At 31.3% G+C, this 22,150-nt stretch carries 14 protein-coding genes and 1 tRNA gene; 6 read left to right on the top strand and 9 right to left on the bottom strand.

Translation table 11 applies throughout. The features are described from left to right. Positions 1-10: 10 nt before the first annotated feature. On the top strand, positions 11-982 hold the full coding sequence (gene tsf / locus WAO74_RS03525; RefSeq protein WP_422159736.1) for a translation elongation factor Ts: 972 nt from the start codon (positions 11-13) through the stop codon (positions 980-982). Positions 983-1,162: 180 nt separating this feature from the next. Here tsf and WAO74_RS03520 read toward each other — a convergent pair whose 3' ends face one another. The 8 genes from WAO74_RS03520 to WAO74_RS03485 form a co-directional block, all read right to left on the bottom strand. After that, positions 1,163-2,740: an NADP-dependent glyceraldehyde-3-phosphate dehydrogenase gene (locus tag WAO74_RS03520; RefSeq protein ID WP_422159734.1), complete on the bottom strand. Its 1,578-nt coding sequence runs from the start codon at positions 2,738-2,740 to the stop codon at positions 1,163-1,165. A 127-nt stretch (positions 2,741-2,867) separates the two neighbouring features. Next, positions 2,868-5,720 carry a M16 family metallopeptidase gene (locus WAO74_RS03515; RefSeq protein WP_422159732.1) on the bottom strand — a complete coding sequence of 951 codons (2,853 nt, stop codon included), beginning with the start codon at positions 5,718-5,720 and terminating at the stop codon, positions 2,868-2,870. Between the two features lie 172 nt (positions 5,721-5,892). Continuing rightward, the gene (gene ilvC, locus WAO74_RS03510; protein ID WP_422159730.1) at positions 5,893-7,365 is read right to left on the bottom strand and encodes a ketol-acid reductoisomerase; all 1,473 of its coding nucleotides are present in this window, start codon (positions 7,363-7,365) and stop codon (positions 5,893-5,895) included. A gap of 111 nt (positions 7,366-7,476) precedes the next feature. Next, on the bottom strand, positions 7,477-8,007 hold the full coding sequence (gene ilvN, locus WAO74_RS03505; RefSeq protein ID WP_422159729.1) for an acetolactate synthase small subunit: 531 nt from the start codon (positions 8,005-8,007) through the stop codon (positions 7,477-7,479). 98 nt (positions 8,008-8,105) lie between these two features. Further along, entirely contained in the window at positions 8,106-9,839 is a 1,734-nt protein-coding gene (gene ilvB / locus WAO74_RS03500) for a biosynthetic-type acetolactate synthase large subunit (protein WP_422159728.1), read from the bottom strand. A gap of 119 nt (positions 9,840-9,958) precedes the next feature. Then, positions 9,959-11,635: a dihydroxy-acid dehydratase gene (ilvD, locus tag WAO74_RS03495; RefSeq protein WP_422159727.1), complete on the bottom strand. Its 1,677-nt coding sequence runs from the start codon at positions 11,633-11,635 to the stop codon at positions 9,959-9,961. A gap of 457 nt (positions 11,636-12,092) precedes the next feature. Next, a complete protein-coding gene (gene leuB / locus WAO74_RS03490) occupies positions 12,093-13,214 on the bottom strand; it encodes a 3-isopropylmalate dehydrogenase (RefSeq protein ID WP_422159726.1) in 1,122 nt (373 codons plus the stop codon). A gap of 77 nt (positions 13,215-13,291) precedes the next feature. Continuing rightward, positions 13,292-14,467 (bottom strand): 2-isopropylmalate synthase, encoded by a 1,176-nt coding sequence (locus tag WAO74_RS03485; protein WP_422159724.1) that lies wholly within the window; start codon positions 14,465-14,467, stop codon positions 13,292-13,294. Between the two features lie 131 nt (positions 14,468-14,598). Between WAO74_RS03485 and WAO74_RS03480 the strand changes: the two genes are divergently transcribed. From WAO74_RS03480 to thrC, 4 genes are all read left to right on the top strand, one after another. Beyond that, complete coding sequence (locus tag WAO74_RS03480; RefSeq protein ID WP_422159722.1) at positions 14,599-16,164, top strand: hypothetical protein; 1,566 nt, start codon at positions 14,599-14,601, stop codon at positions 16,162-16,164. Positions 16,165-16,478: 314 nt separating this feature from the next. Beyond that, positions 16,479-18,914, top strand: coding sequence for a bifunctional aspartate kinase/homoserine dehydrogenase I (thrA, locus tag WAO74_RS03475; RefSeq protein WP_422159720.1), 2,436 nt, complete (start codon positions 16,479-16,481; stop codon positions 18,912-18,914). 77 nt (positions 18,915-18,991) lie between these two features. Beyond that, complete coding sequence (locus WAO74_RS03470) at positions 18,992-19,921, top strand: homoserine kinase (protein ID WP_422159718.1); 930 nt, start codon at positions 18,992-18,994, stop codon at positions 19,919-19,921. 153 nt (positions 19,922-20,074) lie between these two features. After that, positions 20,075-21,358, top strand: coding sequence for a threonine synthase (gene thrC, locus WAO74_RS03465; protein WP_422159717.1), 1,284 nt, complete (start codon positions 20,075-20,077; stop codon positions 21,356-21,358). A gap of 175 nt (positions 21,359-21,533) precedes the next feature. Here the strand turns inward: thrC and WAO74_RS03460 are convergent. Further along, positions 21,534-21,607 (bottom strand) — tRNA-Asp (locus tag WAO74_RS03460). Positions 21,608-21,785: 178 nt separating this feature from the next. On the opposite strand from WAO74_RS03460, the gene WAO74_RS03455 reads away from it, so the two are divergent. Then, the gene (locus WAO74_RS03455) at positions 21,786-22,118 is read left to right on the top strand and encodes an ISL3 family transposase (RefSeq protein ID WP_422159755.1); all 333 of its coding nucleotides are present in this window, start codon (positions 21,786-21,788) and stop codon (positions 22,116-22,118) included. Positions 22,119-22,150: the final 32 nt, after the last annotated feature.

Below are 22,150 nucleotides of genomic sequence, written 5' to 3'. Positions count from 1 at the left end.
ATAACATAACATGGAAACAGTAAAAGTAAGTGCTGCTGATGTTAAAAACTTAAGAGAAGCTACAGGAGCTGGAATGATGGACTGTAAAAAGGCATTAGTAGAAGCTGGAGGTGACTTTGATAAAGCAATTGATGTATTACGTAAGAAAGGACAAAAAATTGCCGCAAACAGAGCTGATAGAGATTCTACAGAAGGTGTTGCAGTAACAAAAATTAACGATACAAAAACAGAAGGCGTTGCTATTGTTTTAGCTTGTGAAACTGATTTTGTTGGTAAAAACGATTCATTTGTTGCTTTAGGTGCACAATTTGCTGAAATCGCTTTAAAATGTGATAGCAAAGAAGCTTTTTTAGCCGCTAATTTTGGTGGTATGTCTGTTGCTGATAAATTAATTGAACAAACTGGTGTTATTGGTGAAAAGTTAGACATAACTGCTTTTGAAAAAGTAAAAGCTGCTTATGTTGGCGAATACACTCACATTGGTAAAATTGCTGCTTTGGTTGGTTTATCGAAGGTTGTAGATAATGCAGAAGAATTATCAAAAGATGTAGCTATGCAAATTGCATCTATGGGTGCAACCACTTTATCTTATAAAGATTTTGATCCTGCATTTGTAGCTGCAGAAACAGAAGCTAGAATTGCAGTTATTGAAAAAGATAATATTGAGTTAGGTAGATTAGGTAAAACTTTGAAAAACGTACCTCAATACATTTCTATGTCTCAATTAACTCCTGAAATTTTAGCAAAAGCTGAAGAAGCTGCAAAAGCTGAATTAAAAGCAGAAGGAAAACCAGAACAAATTTGGGATAGAATTTTACCAGGAAAAATGGATAGATTCATTGCAGACAACACTACTTTAGATATGGAACAATGTCTTTTAGATCAAACTTTTATTAAAGATGATAAAAAGAATGTTGCACAATATGTAAAAACGTATGGTGATGTTGCAGTTACTACTTTTAAAAGAGTTACTTTAGGTTAATTAAGACCTTAAAATATATGAAAGCCTCGCAATTTGCGAGGCTTTTTTTGTTATAATCCCTAAAAAATGAAAAACCAATTTAAAAAAAGACTGTCTAATCTGTTGTTTTTAAATCACAAAAAAAATCCACTTATAATGATTTTTACAGCATAAATAGAGTTTCACTATTTACTACTAAAATTATAAAATATAGTCTGTACTAATAAAATTAGACGCTTTTTTATCTAACAATTCTTGTAAAATAGCATTATTATATGGGGTGTCTTTTGATGCCACAAAGGTTCGAATCGAAAAAGAACGTAAAGCATCATAAACACTTAAAGTACCAACAGCAGAGTCTTTTCTACCTGTAAAAGGATATACATCTGGCCCTCTTTGTGCAGCACTGTTTAAGTTTACTCTGCAAACCAAGTTTACTAAAGTATCAATAAGTGGTGCTAACGTTTTTACATCACTACCAAAAACACTTACTTGCTGACCATAATTAGAGGCAGCCATATCATCTAAAGGTTCTTGAATATTTTTAAAAGATATAATTGGAATTACTGGTCCAAATTGTTCTTCTTTATAAACCCTCATATCTTTAGAAACTGGATATAAAACTGCCGGAAAAATATAATTTTCTGTAGTTTCTCCACCCTTTTCATTGATGATTTTTGCGCCTTTTTCTAAAGCATCATTAATTAATTCTTGAATATAGGCTGGTTTTTCTGGTTCTGGTAAAGGTGTTAATTTCACTTTATCTTCCCAAGGATTTCCAAATTTTAAAGCATCTACTTTTTTGGAAAACTGCTTTATAAACTTATCTAAAATGTGTTCGTGAACATACAACACTTTTAAAGCTGTACATCTTTGACCATTAAATGATGTTGATCCAGAAATGCACTCATCGATTGCCAAATCTAAATCTGCATCTGGTAAAACAATTCCTGGGTTTTTAGCTTCTAAACCTAAAACCAAACGTAATCTATTTTTATAAGGGTGATTTGCCTGAATTGCGTTAGCAGATTTGCTATTACCAATTAAAGCTAAAACATCAACTTTACCCGTTTTCATAATTGGAGTTGCTAGAACTCTTCCTCTTCCATAAATGATGTTTACAACACCTGCAGGAAAACTATTTTGGAAAGCTTCCATTAATGGAGATAATAATAAGACTCCATGTTTTGCTGGTTTAAAAATAGTTGTGTTTCCCATTATTATTGCTGGAATCAGCAATGCGAAAGTTTCATTTAATGGGTAATTATAAGGTCCTAAACATAAAACAACTCCTAAAGGTCCACGTCTAATATGTGCATAAACACCACTATTTTTTTCAAACTTGGCAGAATTTCTGTCCATCTGTTTATAATCTTCAATAGTGTCGTATATATACTCTACAGTTCTATCGAATTCTTTTTCAGAGTCAGGTAGTGTTTTTCCAATTTCCCACATTAACAATTTTACAACCTCTTCTCTTTTGGTTTTCATTTGGGTTACAAACTTTTCCATGGCTGCAATTCTGCTTTCAACCTTCATGGTTGGCCATAAACCTTGTCCTCTATCATAAGCTTTTAAAGACGCATTTAATGCCTCTAAAGCTTCATTTTCTGTCAAATCTGGAATGGTACCTAATAATGTTGGCTTGTATTTTTCTGTAGATGAAATTGTAGAATATACTTCTGTTTTATCTCCTTTAAACTCTTTTAACTCACCATCTACTAAATAAGTTTTTTGATGTGTTAAGGTTTCTATTTGATACTGTTTTGGGATTTCCATTTTTCTGATTTTTTGATTTGTAAATTTAAGCAGAAATGATTAAAATTTAACATTTTTGAGTCACTTTCTAATTTTATGATATAAAAAAAGCGCGATTAAAATCGCGCTTTTCAAAGTAAAAATTAGTTTATAATTTTACTTTTTCGGTTTTAATTTCTTTACCATCTTTATCTAAAAGAATCACTTCATCAAAACCTAATTCTTTTAATTTTTCGAATTGAGTTGCAGCATCTCCAACAACTAAATAGCCCATTTTAGAGGCATCTAAATATTTATTTGCTAATTCTTTATGGCGCTCTAAAGTCATTTCTCTTACCACTTTTTCTTCATTTGCAATATAATCTTTTGCCAAACCATAATTACTAATATCATTTAACATACCTAATAAAGCATATTGAGATTCAAAACGTCTTGCGTTCGATTTTATCAAAGCATTTTTTGTGAACTGTAAATCCTCATCAGAAATACCTTCTTTATACTTTTCTATTTCATCTCTAAAAATTTCTACAGATTCTTTTGTGGTATTTGTTCTAACACTTGATGATGCCGAAAAAGGTCCTGGAATTTTTGTTCCATCAAATTCAGTTCTTGCACCATAAGTATATCCTTTTTCTTCTCTTAAAATTAAATTTACGTTTCCAGAAAAAGAACCTCCTAATTTGTAATTCATAACTGTTGCAGGAAAATAATCTGGATCAGTTCTTGCCATTGATAAATAACCAATATTAATTACAGATTGTTTAGAGTCTGGAATATCAACAAAATATAAAGATGATTTATCTCTTTCTGTGTTTAACTCATAAGTTGGAATGGTTACTTCTTTTGCTTTCCAGTTTTGTTCTAAACTTGCTAAAACCAATAAAACTTTTTCTTTTTTGATATTCCCTACAATATGGAATTTTGCTACTGATGGCGAAAAATTATTGTTGTAAAACGATTTTAAATCATCCATAGTTATCGATTCTACAGATTCTTCTGTTCCGCTTGTTGGATATGCAAAAATGTGATTCTCTCCATATAAAATTTTGTTTCCAATATTTCTTGCAACGACATCAGGGTTTGCAGAAGAACGTTTGATACTATTAATTGTACTTGTTTTAATTCGTTTTAATTCTTCTTCATCCCATCTTGGTTGTAGTAAAATTTCTTCGACCAATTTCATAGTTGGCTCAAAATTTCTAACCAAAGTATTTCCTGTTATTGTAATTCCTTCATTTCCTGTATACATTCTTAGAGAAGCACCCAACAATTCAATTTCCTCTTCTAATTCTGCAGGAGTTTTAGTTGCTGTTCCTTCCATCATAATGTCTGTCATTAAATTAGCAACACCATTTTTATCGATTTTATCTAATAAATGACCTCCATCTATAATAATACTGAAGTTTACCAAAGGCAGTTCGTTTTGTTCGATACCTAAAACTTTCATTTTATTATCTAAAGTAACAGACCAAGAATCTGGAATATTTAACTTTGGAGATTCTCCTATTTCTGGTGCTTTAGAACGATCTATTTTAGATTCAGTTTTAACAACTGCAGTATTATTATCTTCAATTTTAACCTCTACATTTTCCTTAATTTCTTCTTCAACAATATTTGCTTTTATGGAGTTATCAGCCATTAAATCTAAACTTCCCTTAGGCACAAAACTCGTCATTACATAAGGTTTGTCTTTTATGTACGTATTGTAAACACGCATGATATCTTCTTTTGTAACCTTTTTAATGTTTTCGATATCTTGAGTGATAAATCCTGGATCACCAGCAAACACATTGTATTGTGCTAACTGAAAAGATTTTCCTAAAACACTACTAATTGAGTTGTAAAAACCAGTTTCTAAACTTGCTTTAATACGTTCTACATCTTTTTCTGAAACACCATCTTTTTCAAATTTAGCAAAACCTTCTTTAATAGCTTCTTCTACTTCTTTTAGGTTTTTACCAGAATTTGCAGTAACAATAATATGAAATTCACCAGCTAATTCTTGAGAATTATTGTAAGCACCTACTCTAGATGTTAATTCTTTTTGTTCTACCAGAACTTTATATAAGGGTGCTTTTTTACCATCGGATAATAATTGTGATAAGAAATCTAAAGCGTAAGCATCTTCTGTATATTGCTCTAAAGTTGGCCAAACCATTTGCAATTGTGGTGCTCTTGCAAAATTATCTTCATGATACAAACGTTTCGTTTCCTTTAAAGTTACTCTTTGTGGCTCTAGAGGTTCAACTTCCTGACGACGTTTAATTTCTCCAAAATATTTTTCAACCAACGCTTTTGCATCTTCAGTTTTAAAATCTCCAGCGATTACTAAAGTTGCATTGTTTGGGCCATAATATTTGTCATAAAACTCTTTAACATCATCAATTGTAGCATTTTGTAAATCTACCAATTCACCAATAACTTGCCAGTTATATGGATGATTTTCTGGGTACAAAGCCTTATCTAAAACCCAACTTGTATGTCCATAAGGATTGTTATCTACTCTTTGTCTTTTTTCGTTCTGAACAACTTCTTGCTGATTATAAAATGCAGATTCTGTAACTGTATTAATTAAGAAACCCATTCTATCACTCTCCAACCACATTACAGTTTCTAATGCGTTTTTAGGAACAACCTCGTAATAAATAGTACCATCTTTCCAAGTTCCACCATTTAAAGTTCCTCCTAAATCTTGAATTGTTTTAAAAAATTGATCTTGAGGTACGTTTTCTGATTCTTGAAACAACATGTGTTCAAACAAGTGGGCAAAACCTGTTCTACCTGTTTTTTCTCTGTTAGAACCTACTCCATATTGAATTGCCACAGACACAATTGGATCAGATGTATCTTGGTGCAAAACAACTTGCAAACCATTTTCCAACACATATTTCTCGAATTCTAAAGATAGTTTTTCTCCTGATTCTTCTTTTTTACAGGAATAAATTCCTAAAAAAAGAAAAGAAAATAAAATGGCTATAAAGCTGAATTTTAATTTTTTCATTTGTATTCGTTTTAGTGATTTGTATTTATGAATTACTGTAAAGATATATATTTTAATTAAAAAAAATATTTTTATGAAAACAAACTAAGTTTTTAAGTATTGATTAAAAAGCAAAACCTTCAGCTTTTAGCTGAAGGTTTTATCAATTTTATAATCTTAATTTTTATAAATTTTAAGATTTTATCACTTTCATTGCAGTCATAGAAGCTCTTAATTTTGCCCCTACTTTTTCTACAGGATGATTTCTGATTATCGCATTAATTTTAATCAATTCTTGGTTATCAACAGCGTTTGAATTCGAGAATTTCTTACCAATAACATTGGTAGAAACTGTTTTCATAAAATCGGTTAATAACGGTTTACAAGCATGATCGAACAAATAACATCCATATTCTGCTGTATCTGAAATTACACGATTCATTTCGTATAATTTTTTACGAGCAATGGTATTTGCAATTAATGGGGTTTCGTGCAAAGATTCGTAATATGCAGAAGCTTCAATAATTCCTGATTCTGTCATTGCTTCAAAAGCCAATTCAACTCCAGCTCTAACAAAAGCAACCAATAAAGTTCCATGATCAAAATATTCTTGTTCAGAAATTTCAGCGCTTGTAATTGCTTGCTTTTCGAAAGCAGTTTCACCTGTTGCAGCTCTCCAAGTTAATAAGTTTTTATCATCATTTGCCCAATCCTCCATCATTGTTTTAGAGAAATGACCAGTCATAATATCATCCATATGTTTTTGAAACAATGGACGCATAATGTCTTTTAATTCTTCTGATAATCTGAATGCTTCTACTTTTGCAGGATTAGACAATCTGTCCATCATATTTGTAATTCCACCATGTTTTAAGGCTTCTGTTACAGTTTCCCAACCATATTGAATTAATTTTGCTGCATAACTTGCATCAATTCCTTCTGCAACCATTTTATCAAAAGATAAAATTGCACCAGTTTGTAACAAACCACATAAAATAGTTTGCTCGCCCATTAAATCAGACTTTACTTCTGCTACAAATGATGATGCTAAAACACCTGCTCTATCTCCTCCAGTTGCAACTGCATAAGCTTTTGCCTGTGCCCAACCTTTTTCTTCTGGGTCATTTTCTGGATGCACAGCAATTAAAGTTGGCACTCCAAAGCCTCTTTTATATTCTTCACGAACTTCAGAACCCGGGCATTTAGGAGCTACCATAATAACTGTTAAATCTTCGCGGATTTTCATGCCTTCTTCCACAATATTAAAACCATGAGAGTAAGACAATGTTGCTCCTTTTTTCATTAAAGGAACAATTGTTTTTACAACATTTGTGTGTTGTTTGTCTGGTGTTAAGTTAATTACAACATCTGCAGTTGGCAATAATTCTTCGTAAGTATCTACTGTAAATCCATTTGAAGAAGCATTTACAAAAGATTCTCTTTTCTGTTCAATGGCTGCTTTTCTTAAGGTGTAAGAAATATCTAAACCAGAATCTCTCATATTTAAACCTTGGTTTAAACCCTGAGCTCCACAACCCACAATAACAATTTTCTTTCCTTTTAATGCGTTTACGCCATCTTCAAACTCTGAAGCATCCATAAAACGACATTTTCCTAATTGTTGTAATTGTTCTCTTAATGTTAATGTGTTAAAATAATTTGACATTTTTTTTTGATTTTGATTTTTGATTGGAACAAGAAAAAAGAGAAGGTGAAAGAAAATTTTAGCATTCTCTTAAAGTCTAATTTCTCTATTCTTTGCTCCAATATCTTTTTTTTAATTGTTGAATGATTTTAATAATGATGATATTTTCATTTCATCTTTGGTAACAGCAATTCTTCCTGATCGTGTAAATTGCATAATTCCGAAAGGACTTAATTGACTGTGTAATTTTACAATTTCTTCTTTTCTGCCTGATTTTTCCAGCACAAAAAACTCTTTATTAACAGTTACTATTCTTGCGTTACTTTCTTTAATAATGTTTTGAATTTGACGTTCTTCAAATAACAATTCAGATTTTATTTTAAACAAGCCAGATATTTGATAAATCGTATCATCTTCATCATGATAATATGCTTTGATAACCTCAACTTGTTTTTCGATTTGACCAATAATTTTTTTGATGTTTTCTTCGGTCATAAACACAACAATGGTAAATTTAGAAACACCATCAATTTCTGATGGAGATGTGTTTAAACTTTCTATATTGATATGTCTTCGCTGGAAAATTGCTGATATTCTGTTCAACAATCCAATATTATTTTCAGTATAAATAGATACTGTATATAGTTGTTTTTCTGTGCTCATTCTGTTATTATCTTCTAAAACTTCTCGATACTATTTTTTTCATTCTTCAAAAAATCACTCGAAGTGACATCTCTTCTAACTTCCTTACTTCTAACTTCCTACTCCAACCTTATATCAGAAACACTTGCCCCTGAAGGAATCATTGGAAAAACATTGTCCTCTTTTTCCACACAAACTTCTAAAAAATAGGCTTCTTTGCTTTCCATCATCTCTTTAACAGCTGGCGCTAATTCTTCACGTTTTGTAACCTTTTTTGCTTTAATATAATACCCTTCTGCGATTGCCACAAAATTAGGGTTTACCATTTCTGTAGATGCATAACGTTTATCAAAAAATAGTTGTTGCCACTGACGAACCATTCCTAAAAAGTCGTTATTTAAAACCACAATTTTTACGGCTGCTTTTTGCTGAAAAATAGTTCCTAATTCTTGAATGGTCATTTGATAACCACCATCACCAGAAATTGAAACAACTTCACGATCTGGAGCTGCCATTTTTGCACCAATTGCTGCTGGCAATCCAAAACCCATGGTTCCTAATCCACCAGATGTAATATTACTTTTAGTGATGTTAAAATCTGCATATCTACATGCTACCATTTGATGTTGCCCTACGTCTGTTACAATCGCTGCATTACCTTTACTTTGAATGTTGATTTCTTTCAAAACCTCACCCATTGTTAAGCCCTCTTTTGTAGGATACAAATCGTCTTTAATTACTTTATCATATTCAATAGCATACAAATCTTTAAATTTTTGATGCCATTCTGTGTGTTTATTTTCATTTAATAATGGTAATAACAGATCTAAACTTGTTTTGGCATCACCTAAAACTGCTACATCTGTTTTTACATTTTTATCAACTTCTGCTGGGTCAATTTCAAAGTGAATTATTTTAGCTTGTTTTGCATATGTATGTAAACTGCCTGTAACTCTATCATCAAAACGCATCCCAATTGCAATTAAAACATCACATTCATTAGTTAACATATTTGGTGCATAATTTCCATGCATTCCAACCATACCAACATTTAAAGGATGTGAAGTTGGTATTGCAGAAGCGCCTAAAATGGTCCAAGCAGCAGGAATCCCTGCTTTTTCTATAACCTTTTTTAATTGCTCTTCAGCTTTCCCTAAAATTACTCCTTGTCCCCAAACAATAAATGGTTTTTTTGCATCATTTATCAATTTTGCAGCAGCTTCAACTTTATGAATATCAGTATCAGGAACTGGCTTGTAACTTCTTACTTGCGTGCATTTTTCGTAAGAAAAATCAAATTCCTCAAATTGAGCATCTTTTGTAATATCAATTAAAACTGGTCCTGGTCTACCACTTTTAGCAATATAAAATGCCTTTGCAATTGCTGCTGGAATTTGTGATGCCTTTGTAACTTGACAGTTCCATTTTGTAACTGGAGTTGAAATACCCACAATATCAGTTTCTTGAAAAGCATCTGAACCCAATAAATGGGAAGGTACCTGCCCAGTAATGCAAACCATTGGTGTTGAGTCTATTTGCGCATCTGCAATACCTGTAATTAAATTAGTTGCTCCAGGACCAGAAGTTGCAATGGCAACACCTACTTTACCAGAAATTCTTGCAAAACCTTGTGCAGAATGCGTTGCACCTTGTTCGTGCCTCGTTAAAACATGATGAATTTTATCTTGATATTTATACAATTCGTCATATACTGGCATAATTGCGCCTCCTGGATAACCGTAAATAATATCTACCCCTTCTTCAATTAAACATCTAACAATTGCTTCACTTCCAGAAATACGTTCTGTAGTTTTTATTGCTAATTCTTTGGCTTTTATGGTTTGTGTTTCCATATTTTTTATTTTTTAGATGAAAGAAAATAGCGTAAAGAATAAAGACTTCCAATCTTACTTCTATTTTCTCTAATCTTTTCTCTTGTTTCTTGTCTCTTTTTTATCTTGATTCCAAAAATCTACAAATCAGTAACACATCCTTTAGATGCAGATGCTACTGTTTTTGCGTATTTGTATAAAATCCCTTTTGTATGTTTTAATGGTGGTGCAATCCATTTTGATTTTCTTTCTGCGATTTCTACATCAGAAAGTAGCACATTTATAGAATTGTCTTCTGCACTAATTCTAATCATATCACCAGTTTTTAAAACTCCAATGGTTCCTCCAGATTGCGCTTCTGGTGTAATATGCCCTACCACAAAACCATGTGTTCCTCCAGAAAAACGACCATCTGTAATTAATGCTACAGATTTACCCAAACCTGCTCCCATAATTAACGAAGTTGGTTTTAACATTTCTGGCATTCCTGGACCACCTTTTGGACCTACATAACGAATAACGACTACATCTCCTCTTGAAACTTCGCCATTTGAAATTCCAGTATTTGCAGCTTGCTCTCCATCATAAACCACAGCTTTTCCTTCAAAAAGCAAACCTTCATTTCCAGAGATTTTTGCAACTGCACCTTCTTCAGCAAGATTTCCATATATAATTTGAATATTTCCAGACGATTTTAATGCTTTATCTTTTGGATAAATTACATCTTGATCATAAAACTGCATTGGTTTTACATCTGCTAAATTCTCTGCCAATGTTTTACCTGTAACTGTTAAACAATCGCCATGCAAATAACCATTATCCAATAAATATTTCATAATTGCAGGTGTTCCTCCAATTCCATGAACATCTTCCATTAAGTATTTTCCAGATGGTTTTAAATCTGCAATTAACGGAGTTCTGTCTGAAACTCTTTGAAAATCTTCTAAAGTAAAATCGATATCTGCTGCATGTGCAATTGCTAAAAAATGTAAGACTGCATTTGTAGAACCGCCTAAAGCATTTACAATTGCAATTGCATTTTCCAACGATTTTTTAGAAATAATATCTAAAGGTTTTAAATCTAATTCCAATAGATTTTTAATTGCCAAAGCTGTTCTTTCTGCTTCTGATAATTTATTCGGATTTTCTGCAGGAATCGATGAATTATATGGCAAAGCAAAACCCATACATTCTATGGCAGAAGCCATTGTATTTGCTGTATACATACCTCCACAAGCACCTGCTCCTGGAATGGCTCTTTTTATAATTTCTCTATATTCTTCTTCTTCTATTTCTCCTGCAACTTTTTGTCCTAAAGCTTCAAAAGCAGAAACGATATTTAATTTTTTTCCTTTGTAATTTCCTGATGCAATGGTTCCTCCATACATCATAATTGATGGACGATTTAGACGCAACATTGCAATGACTGCTCCTGGCATATTTTTATCACAGCCCACCACAGAAATTAATGCATCATAACTTTGTGCATTCATGACAGTTTCTATAGAATCTGCAATAATATCTCTAGAAGCTAAAGAATAATTCATACCAGAAGTTCCCATAGAAATTCCATCTGAAACACCAATGGTGTTAAAACCTAAACCAACCAAACCTGCAATTTTTGTTTCCACTTTTACTTCTGCAGCCAAATTGTTTAAGTGCATGTTACAAGGATTTCCATCATAACCTGTACTTGCAATTCCAACTTGCGCTTTGCTCATATCTTCATCAGACAAACCTACTGCATACAACATTGCTTGTGATGCTGGTTGAGATTCGTCTTGTGTTAATCTTTTGCTGTGTTTGTTTAATTCCATTTACTAAATACTTCTATTTGTTGTCTAAATTATTCTATTTCTGTATTTTCGTTACATTAAATGTAATACCATTCTTTAAATCCACGTGTTCAAAAAAATACATTAATTATTGATAATCAATTATTTAAATCTATAATATTATGATACTCAATGCTCTAAATAAATCGGAAAAAAACCCTCTGTTTTTAAAGAAGGTTGTGTTTGAGGTTTATTTAATAAAGTTAGCAAACGAGTCTAGCCCAGATTGAAACGACATCCTTTTTAATTGCTTATTAAAAAAAGCCAGTAATCATTCAGTAAGAGATTATTTCAGTTTACAAAAGAGTAAACTTCACGAAGACGAAATTAAAAAGATATAGTGGAAAGCTGGAAATAGCTTCAAAAAATAACAATAAGTTGAATTAACAGATTACTTCAGTTTACGAAAAGTAAACTTCGTAAAGACGTGTTTACATTTTTAAATAATTGTGCTTTGACCCATATGAATGTTTTGAAAATTCATATTACTATCATCTTGATTGGTGATATAATCTGCAATAAAATCGCCCACTTTTGAGGTTGTGGTCGATTTCTGCATTTTCCTTTTAATGTCTTCTGTTGTAATTCCTAACGCTAAAGATTTTTCGACAGCTCTTTCAATTGCGTCTGCTTCTTCGTGCAAACCCAAATATTTTAATAACATTCCTGCTGATAAAATTGAGGCTAAAGGATTTGCAATATCTTTACCTTTTGCTTCTGAAAAAGAGCCATGAATTGGTTCAAAAAGTCCATTTTTATCTCCTATAGAAGAGGATGCCAACATACCAATTGAGCCACATAATGCACTTGCAACATCAGAAATCATATCTCCAAAAAGGTTTTCTGTTAAAATAACATCGAACTGTTTTGGGTCTAAAATTAGTTTCATTGCAGCATTGTCTACAAACAAATACTCTAATTTTACATCCTTATATTCTTTTGCAATTTCTGCAACTGTTTTTCTCCATAAACGAGAGGTTTCTAACACATTTGCCTTATCTACCAAAGTTACCTTTTTACTTCTTTTTTGTGCAGCCTGAAAAGCCAAATGTGTTACTCTTGAAATTTCATCTACTGTATAAGTGGAAACATCTGAAGCTGTTTTTTGGTCTTGACTTAACTCTTTTTTGCCAAAATAAATTCCACCTGTTAATTCTCTGTAAATTACAAAATCTGAGTTTTTAATAACTTCTCTTTTTAGTGGAGAAGTAGATATTAGATTATCGTAAGCCTTTAATGGTCTTACATTGCAATACAAATCTAATTCTTTACGAAGTTGCAATAAACCTTGTTCTGGACGTATTTTTGCAGATGGATCATTATCATATTTTGGATCGCCAACTGCCCCAAATAAAATGGCGTCAGCATTTTTACAAATTTCTATGGTTTCGAATGGCAAAGGATTTCCTGTAGCTTCAATGGCACAAGAGCCTAATTGTGCTTCTTTGTATAAAAAAATATGATCGTAAGCTTCTGCAACTGCATCTAACGCTTTTTTTGCTTGTGCTGTTACTTCTGGGCCAATACCATCTCCTGGAATTACTGCAATTGTGAATTTCATTCGTGAAAAAATCTTGAATTATGTAGTGCCAATATTAGTCAAATTACAGCTGTAACACAAAATTTATCGATTGTTTTTTAAGCAACTTTAATTTTAGAGACGTTATTTATTTGTTTCATAATCAAATGAATGTCTTCGTCTTTTACTTCTTTTTGTTTATCCGCAGTTTCTAAAAAAGACTCATAGGCTTTATCTAACTGAATTTTAGTTAATTCGTATCCTATTTTTTTAGATCTGTAAGCCAAAGCAGCTCTACCACTTCTTGCGGTTAAAACAATAGCACTTTCTGTAACGCCAACATCTTCAGGATCCATAATTTCGTATGTTTCTCTGTTTTTTATAACTCCATCTTGGTGAATTCCAGAGCTATGAGCAAATGCATTTGCGCCCACAATTGCTTTGTTTGGTTGTACAGGCATTCCCATACTTTCACGAACCATAATACTGGTATCATACAAAAGTTTTGTGTTGATACTCGTTTCTAAATTTAAATAAGGATGTTGTTTTAAAATCATTACTACTTCTTCTAAAGCTGTGTTTCCTGCACGTTCTCCAATTCCGTTAATGGTACATTCTATTTGACGTGCACCATTTATTACACCTGCAATTGAGTTGGCAGTTGCCATACCTAAATCGTTATGACAATGACAAGAAAGAATCACGTTTTCAATCCCTTTCACGTTTTCACGCAAATACTTCATTTTTGCTCCATATTCTTCTGGTAAACAATACCCTGTTGTATCTGGAATATTTAAAACTGTTGCTCCTGCTTTTATTACTGCTTCGCAAACTCTTGCTAAATATTCGTTGTCTGTTCTACCTGCATCTTCTGCATAAAACTCTACATCTTCTACAAAAGATTTTGAGTATGCAACAGCTTTTACAGCTCTTTCAATTACCTTTTCTCTTGTTGAATTAAATTTAAATTTTATATGCGAATCACTCGTGCCAATTCCTGTATGAATTCTTGGACGTTTTGCAAATTTTAAAGCTTCTGCAGCTACTTTAATATCATTTTCTACAGCTCTTGTTAAGCCACAAACAGTTGCATTTTTTACAATTTTTGCTATTTCTGTAACCGACTTAAAATCTCCAGGGCTAGAAACTGGAAAACCTGCCTCTATAACATTTACACCTAATAAATCTAATCTTTCTGCAATTATTAGTTTTTGTTTAGTATCTAACTTACAACCAGGCACTTGCTCTCCATCTCTTAAGGTTGTATCAAAAATTTGTACTTTATTATCTTGCATATCTAGGTAAAGATTATCTTTATACTTCCTCAAATTTATATATTGTAATTTTATATCTTAATTATATTATGTTTAACTCACGATTTCTAATATTCAAACAAAAATATTATTTATCTGATTTACAGTGATTTATGAGTAAATATACTACATCAGCCAATTCTCAAAATGATGCACTTTTTGTGTTGATAAAATCTTTAACTAAGTCAGAAAAACGACAATTTAACTTGTATGTAGGTAGATTAGGTGGAAATATTGATGCCAAATTTTTCTCTCTTTTCAAGTTTTTGGAAAAACTAAAAGTCTACGATGAAAAAGTAATTATTAAAAGTGGCATTGTTTCTAAACAACAATTATCGAACTTAAAAGCTCATTTATACAAACAAATTTTAATTAGCTTACGATTAAATCCTGCTCATAAAAACATTAGAATTCAAATTAGAGAACAATTAGATTTTGCTACGGTTTTGTACCAAAAAGGATTATACAAACAAAGTTTAAAATTGTTGGATAAAGCTAAAAATTTAGCTTTAGAAAATGAAGAAAAAAATATTGCTTACGAAATAGTTGAATTAGAAAAAGTTATTGAAACACAATACATTACAAGAAGCTTAAGCAATAGAGCAGACGAACTGACAGAACAAGCTAAAGACTTAAGTCAACAAAACGTAATTGCTAGTAAATTGTCTAATTTATCTCTACAATTGTATAGCCATTTATTACAAAATGGCTATGTAAAAAACAACGAAGAATTAGAGTTTGTTAACGCTTATTTTTATAGTAAACTGCCAAAATACAATTTCAAAAACTTTGGTTTTAGAGAAAAATTATGGCTCTACAAGTCTCATTTATGGTTTAGTTTTTTAACCCAAGATTTTTTACAAAGTTATAAATATGCTAGTAAATGGGTTAGTTTATTTAGAGAGGATAAAAAACACATCTCTCAGCATCCTGTTTTTTACTTAAAAGGGATTAATTATTTATTAGAAGCTTCCTTTTTCGTTAAAAAAACAGATACATTTAAAGAAGAATTGGCTTCTTTCGAAGATGAAATTGAGCAAAATATTATTCCATTAAATACCAATTCAGAGCTTTTAATATTTCAATACTTATATTCCAATAAACTGCATTTGCATTTTTTAGAAGGAACTTTTTCTGAAGGTGAATATCTTGTAGAAATTATTACCAAAAAGATTGAAAATTATAAGAATAGATTAGACAACCATTATGTTGTAATGTTCTATTATAAAATTGCTTGTTTGTATTTTGGAATGGGCAAAAACGAGCTTTGTATTGTTTATTTACAGAAAATTATAAAATCTAAAAACATAGGAACAGCCGAAGATTTACAATGCTTTGCAAGAGTTTTAAACTTGATAGCACATTATGAGTGTGGGTTAGATTACGATTTAGAAAGACAGTTTTTAGATACCTACAAGTTCCTACTAAAAATGGAGAATTTACAAGAAGTTCAGAAGGTTTTTTTAACCTCTATTAGAGATTTAAGTGATGTTTTTCCGCATGAAATTAAAAATGAATTTAAAAAAATTCACACAAAATTAAAAAAATATGAAGATCATCCTTATGAGAAAAGAGCCTTTTTATATTTAGATATTTTGTCTTGGTTGGAAAGTAAAATACAAAACAAACCTATTGCTATGATTATTAAAGAAAAAATAGGAAATCCACATAAAAAATAAATAAAATAAAAATTATAGGTTTATTTTTTACGAACCTCATATTTATTTAGTAAAAAAATAAAATAAATCTTCATATTTAGGTTAAAATAAATAATACTTCTATTTTTGCGATGTGAATTTTACAAAAACAAATATTAAATCTTCTTTAACTACACCTGTAGTTTGTGTTTTTATGTTCAAAAATATCACAACAACTACAACATTTACAACCCTTTAAGGGTTATTTTATATTCATATTATCTTAGGTTACTTTTTGTTTTGAAAAACACAAAACAAACTCATAAAAATAAATTACAAACTATTTATCATAAAAGATGAAAGTATTAAAATTTGGAGGCTCGTCTGTAGCCAACTCAGAAAACATAAAACAAGTATTAAGCATTGTTGCTAAAACATCGAAAGAAAATAAAGTGGCTGTTGTAGTTTCTGCTTTTGGTAAAACAACCGATAAGTTATTATTAGGAGCAAACGAAGCTTTAAAAGACATTAAAAAAGCCAAAGAAATTTTTAATGAAATTCAAGAATTACATTACCAAGTAATCAACGATTTAATAAAAAACAAAACAGCAGTTTTACAAGAAGTTGAGCAACTTTTTAAAAGATTAATTTCTATTTATGAAGGTGTATTTTTATTGCAAGAACTTTCTGATAAAACCCTAGCAAAAGTTTCTTCTTTTGGCGAAAGACTCTCTTCTTACATCATTGCAAATGCAGCCAAAGAACTATTTGATGCAAAGCATGGAGAGAGTAGAAATCTAATAATTACCAATACTAATTATTTAAATGGCCAGGTAAATTTTAAAATTACAAATGAAAATATTACCTCTTTTTTTGATAAAAATAAAGCCCAAGTTACTATTTTAGGTGGTTTTATTTCTTCTGATTTAGATAATGAAACTACAACTTTAGGTAGAGGTGGCTCTGATTTTTCTGCAGCCATTTATGCTGCAGCTTTAAATGTTGATGAATTACAAATCTGGACAGATGTTAGTGGCATGTATACAGCAAACCCAAGAGACGTTAAACAAGCTTTTCCAATCAAAGAAATTTCTTACGAAGAAGCTATGGAATTATCTCATTTTGGGGCAAAAGTTTTATATCCGCCAACAATTCAGCCAGCTTTAAGAAAAGAAATTCCGATAAGAATTAAAAATACTTTCGAGCCAGAAAATTCAGGAACTTTAATTTCTAAAAATCCTAAAAACGGGAATGAAGTTAAGGGAATTTCGCACATAGAAAATATTAGTTTAATTACTTTAGAAGGTGGAGGAATGATTGGTGTTCCTGGGTTTTCGAAACGTTTATTCGAAACACTTTCTCAACTACAAATCAACGTTGTTTTTATCACGCAAGCATCATCAGAACATTCTATTTGTGTCGGTGTTTATGAAAATGATGCAAAAAAAGCCCAAGCTGCTTTAGATGAAACTTTTAGTATAGAAATAGATCGCAAAAAAATTAAACCCGTAATTCTAGAAAACGATTTGGCCATTATTGCTGTTGTTGGCGAAAGCATGAAAAACTACCAAGGTTTAAGTGGACAAATGTTTAGTGCTTTGGGTAGAAATAATGTAAATGTTAGAGCAATTGCACAAGGTTCATCAGAAAAAAACATCTCTGCTGTTATTAATAAAAGTGATGCTAAAAAAGCACTAAATACGCTTCATGAGCAGTTTTTCGAAGAAAAAACAAAGCAATTAAACCTTTTTGTAACCGGTGTTGGAAATGTTGGTGAGCGCTTTTTAGCGCAATTACATCAACAAAAAAAGTTTTTAAAAGAAAATTTGAAACTTAATATTAGAGTAATTGGAATTTCTAATTCCAAAAAAATGTTTTTCGATAACAATGGCATCAATCTAAAAAACTGGAAAGAAAATTTAGAAAATGGAGAATCAACTAGCTTAGAAACATTTTATCAAAAAGTAAAAAAATGCAATCATAGAAATAGTGTTTTTATAGATAATACTGCAAATCAAACCGTCTCTGAAGTGTATGAAAAGTATTTAAGAGACAGTATTTCTGTAGTTACCTGCAATAAAATTGCATGTGCATCAGACTTTAATAATTACAAAACCTTGAAAGAAGTTTCTAGAAAATACAATGCTTCTTTTTTATTCGAAACCAATGTTGGTGCAGGTTTACCAATTATTGACACCCTTAAAAATTTAGTAAATTCGGGTGATCGAATTCATAAAATACAAGCAGTTTTATCTGGCAGTTTAAACTTTGTGTTTAATAATTTTGATGAAAATTCGACTTTTCATGATGTTGTTGCACAAGCTCAAAAAGAAGGCTATACAGAACCAGATCCAAAAATTGATTTAAGTGGCGTTGATGTTGCCAGAAAAATTTTAATTTTGGCAAGAGAAAGTGGCTATCAATTAGAGTTAGAAGACATAAAAAACAGTTCTTTTTTACCAGAAGAAACCCTAAAAACAAGCAATAACGCTGATTTTTACACATCGTTAACAACACATGAAAATCATTTTCAAAAAATATACAAAGAAGCAGCTGATAAAGATTGCAGATTAAAATATGTAGCCGAATTTAATGATGGAAAAGCCAATGTTGGTTTGCAACATATTGCTGCAAATCACCCTTTTTATAATTTAGAAGGAAGTGATAACATCGTTTTATTTTTTACAGATAGATACCCAAAAAATCCTTTAATAATAAAAGGTGCTGGAGCTGGTGCAGAAGTTACTGCTTCTGGTATTTTTGCTGATGTAATTAGAATTGCGAATAAATAGTTATTGGTTAATTGTTGTTGGTTTATGGTTCTCATCTGGACTAAAAACCAAAAACTATAAACCACAAACCAAAAAAAATGGATTATTTAAAAATATTTTCTCCTGCAACTGTTGCCAATGTTTCTTGTGGATTTGATTCGCTAGGTTTTGCTGTAGATGCCATTGGCGATGAAATGACATTTACAAAAACTGCCAAGAAAGGTGTAAAAATAAGCAAAATTACAGGTGCAGATTTAACCTATAATGTTGACGAAAATGCAGCAAGTGCAGTTGTGCAAAAAATATTAAAAGAAGCTAATGCCAATTTTGGAGTAGAACTAACCATTCACAAAGGGTTTTCTCCAGGAAGTGGCTTAGGTAGTTCTGCTGCAAGTGCTGCAGGTGCTGCTTTTGGCACAAATCAGTTTTTAGGAAATATCTACTCTGAATTAGAGTTAACCAAATTTGCCATGTTTGGAGAAGAGGTAGCTTGTGGTTCTGCAATTGCAGACAATGTTGCTGCTGCTATTTATGGTGGCTTTGTTTTGGTTAGAAGTTACGAACCTTTAGAAATTGTAAAACTACCAGTTCCAGAAAAATTGAGAGTGGTTGCAATTCATCCTCAAATAGAGGTAAAAACCAAAGATGCAAGAGCAGTTTTACCAATGGAAATCCCGTTAAAAGACGCTGTTACACAATGGGCAAATGTGGGCGGTTTAATTAGTGGTTTATACACAGATAATTACAATTTAATCAGTAATTCTTTAGTAGATATTATAGTAGAACCTCATCGTAAAAAATTAATTCCTTTTTTTGATGATGTAAAACAAGCTGCAATAAATGCAGGAGCTTTAGGGGCTGGAATTTCTGGTTCTGGGCCTACTATTTTTGCACTTTGCAAAGGGAATAAAATTGCGAAAAAAGTTTTGAAATCTATTGAAGAAAGTTATAAAAATACAGAAATAGATTTTACAATGTTTATTTCTAAAGTGAATTCTGAAGGAATGAAAATTATTGAAAGTAAATAAAAAACATCTCGATACAAATTTGATTGAAAAAATCAAATTCACTCTGACATAAATCTATTAAAAACTAAAACAAAGTTCCAAAACATTAAAAACACAACAGTGAGAGTTCCTTCCCTTGGGGAAGGTTAGGATGGGCTTATAAAACCAAGAATAATGAACTACTACAGTTTACATCATAAATCACCAAAAACAACTTTTAAAAATGCAGTTGTAGAGGGCTTAGCAAAAGATAGAGGAATTTATTTTCCTGAAAACATTACTCCATTATCAAAAGAATTTATTGATAACATAGAAAATTATACACATCACGAAATTGCCTATGAAGTGATTAAACAATTTGTGGGTGATGAAATTCCGACTTCAACACTAAAAGAAATTATAGAAAAAACAGTTTCTTTCGATTTTCCTTTGGTAACTATTGATGAAAACATTGCTTCCTTAGAATTATTTCATGGACCAACCATGGCTTTTAAAGACGTTGGCGCTAAATTTATGGCACAATGTTTAGAGTATTTCAATCAAGGAAATAAGGAAGAAGTTACAGTTTTAGTAGCCACTTCTGGAGATACTGGAGGTGCAGTTGCGAATGGATTTTTAGGAGCAAAAGGTGTGAATGTTGTTATTTTATATCCTTCAGGAAAAGTAAGCGATATTCAAGAAAAACAACTCACCACTTTAGGACAAAATATTACAGCTTTGGAAGTAGATGGTGTTTTTGATGATTGCCAAGAAATGGTAAAAACAGCATTTTTAGATGAAGAGATCACTAAAACTCTAACCTCTGCAAATTCGATAAATGTTGCACGTTGGTTGCCACAAATGTTTTATTTTTTCTTTGCTTATAAAGAATTGCAATCAAAAAATAAAGACTTAATCTTTTCTGTTCCAAGTGGAAACTTTGGAAATATTTGTGCAGGAATGATGGCGCAAAAATTAGGTTTACCAATTAAACATTTTGTTGCTTCTACAAATGTAAACGATACCGTACCTAATTATTTAGTAGACGGAATCTACAAACCGAAACCATCTAAAGCAACGATTTCTAATGCTATGGATGTTGGTAACCCAAGTAACTTTATCAGAATACAAGAGTTATTTAATAATGATTTAGAAGCTCTTAAAAGCGCTTTTTCTTCCTATAGTTTTTCGGATGACGAAACTCGTGAAACCATGAAGAAAATTTATTCTAATTCTGGTTATGTTGCAGATCCTCATGGAGCTGTTGGTTACTTAGGATTAAAAAAACATGGATTAAAAGAAAACGAATTTGGTGTTTTTCTTGAAACTGCACATCCTGTAAAGTTTTTAGATGTTGTTGAAGATACATTACCTGTTAAAGTTGAAATCCCTGAACAAATAAAAAGTGTTATTGATCAGAAAAAAGTAGCGATTAAAGCTTCTTCTTATCAAGATTTAAAAGATTTTTTGATGAAATAATCACTCAAGAAACTTTTACAAAATTAAAAAGCCCTAACAATTTAAATTGTTAGGGCTTTTTTTTGGATCAACCAAACGACTTTCAATAAGCTCACATTAGAATTAAAAAAAATCCTTTATAGCTCAAAAAAAGTATTTAAATGAAAAAAGCACTTCATAAATGAAGTGCTTTTCTCGGTCTGGACGGGACTCGAACCCGCGACCCCCTGCGTGACAGGCAGGTATTCTAACCAACTGAACTACCAGACCGTTGCTTTTAGCGGCTGCAAAATATACACGAATTTTAATATAAACATAGAATTATTTCAACTAATTATAAAACTTGGCTTATTTTTTATCCATTAACACAATAACTGTAAGAAAAAGAACACCAACAACTATTTTAAAGAAAGCAAAAATAAAATGGTGTAAATAAAAAAAACTCAATATCTTATTTGAAAAATATCCTGATATAGAAAAAGCTTACAAATTGTGTCAAAACTTGTCTTGGATTTTTAATAATACAAAAAACAAAACTTCTGCCTTAATAAGGCTCGCAAAATGGGATGAAAAAGTAAGACAAGCTGCATTTAAAAGCTTTAATACCATTGCTAGAACAATGTCAATCCATTATAAAAATATTCTTAACTACTTTGACAATCGAAGTACAAACGCTTCTGCTGAATCTTTTAATGCAAAAATTAAAGCTTTTAGAGCACAATTTAGAGGGGTTAGGAATATAGAATTCTTCCTTTTTAGATTCACAAATATTTTCGCCTAAATATCAAATCCCACAACTTTATGACTTGATCC

The sequence above is a fragment of the Polaribacter sp. genome (assembly GCF_049276715.1).
Lineage (GTDB): Bacteria > Bacteroidota > Bacteroidia > Flavobacteriales > Flavobacteriaceae > Polaribacter.
Note: the sequence above shows the minus strand (reverse complement) of the source record. Positions and strands in the feature narration are given on the sequence as shown.

Excerpts from the sequence above, each read along its gene's own strand:
- tsf (WP_422159736.1), top strand. The coding sequence starts at position 11 with ATGGAAACAGTAAAAGTAAGTGCTGCTGATGTTAAAAACTTAAGAGAA.
- WAO74_RS03520 (WP_422159734.1), bottom strand. The coding sequence starts at position 2,740 with ATGGAAATCCCAAAACAGTATCAAATAGAAACCTTAACACATCAAAAA.
- WAO74_RS03515 (WP_422159732.1), bottom strand. The coding sequence starts at position 5,720 with ATGAAAAAATTAAAATTCAGCTTTATAGCCATTTTATTTTCTTTTCTT.
- ilvC (WP_422159730.1), bottom strand. The coding sequence starts at position 7,365 with ATGTCAAATTATTTTAACACATTAACATTAAGAGAACAATTACAACAA.
- ilvN (WP_422159729.1), bottom strand. The coding sequence starts at position 8,007 with ATGAGCACAGAAAAACAACTATATACAGTATCTATTTATACTGAAAAT.
- ilvB (WP_422159728.1), bottom strand. The coding sequence starts at position 9,839 with ATGGAAACACAAACCATAAAAGCCAAAGAATTAGCAATAAAAACTACA.
- ilvD (WP_422159727.1), bottom strand. The coding sequence starts at position 11,635 with ATGGAATTAAACAAACACAGCAAAAGATTAACACAAGACGAATCTCAA.
- leuB (WP_422159726.1), bottom strand. The coding sequence starts at position 13,214 with ATGAAATTCACAATTGCAGTAATTCCAGGAGATGGTATTGGCCCAGAA.
- WAO74_RS03485 (WP_422159724.1), bottom strand. The coding sequence starts at position 14,467 with ATGCAAGATAATAAAGTACAAATTTTTGATACAACCTTAAGAGATGGA.
- WAO74_RS03480 (WP_422159722.1), top strand. The coding sequence starts at position 14,599 with ATGAGTAAATATACTACATCAGCCAATTCTCAAAATGATGCACTTTTT.
- thrA (WP_422159720.1), top strand. The coding sequence starts at position 16,479 with ATGAAAGTATTAAAATTTGGAGGCTCGTCTGTAGCCAACTCAGAAAAC.
- WAO74_RS03470 (WP_422159718.1), top strand. The coding sequence starts at position 18,992 with ATGGATTATTTAAAAATATTTTCTCCTGCAACTGTTGCCAATGTTTCT.
- thrC (WP_422159717.1), top strand. The coding sequence starts at position 20,075 with ATGAACTACTACAGTTTACATCATAAATCACCAAAAACAACTTTTAAA.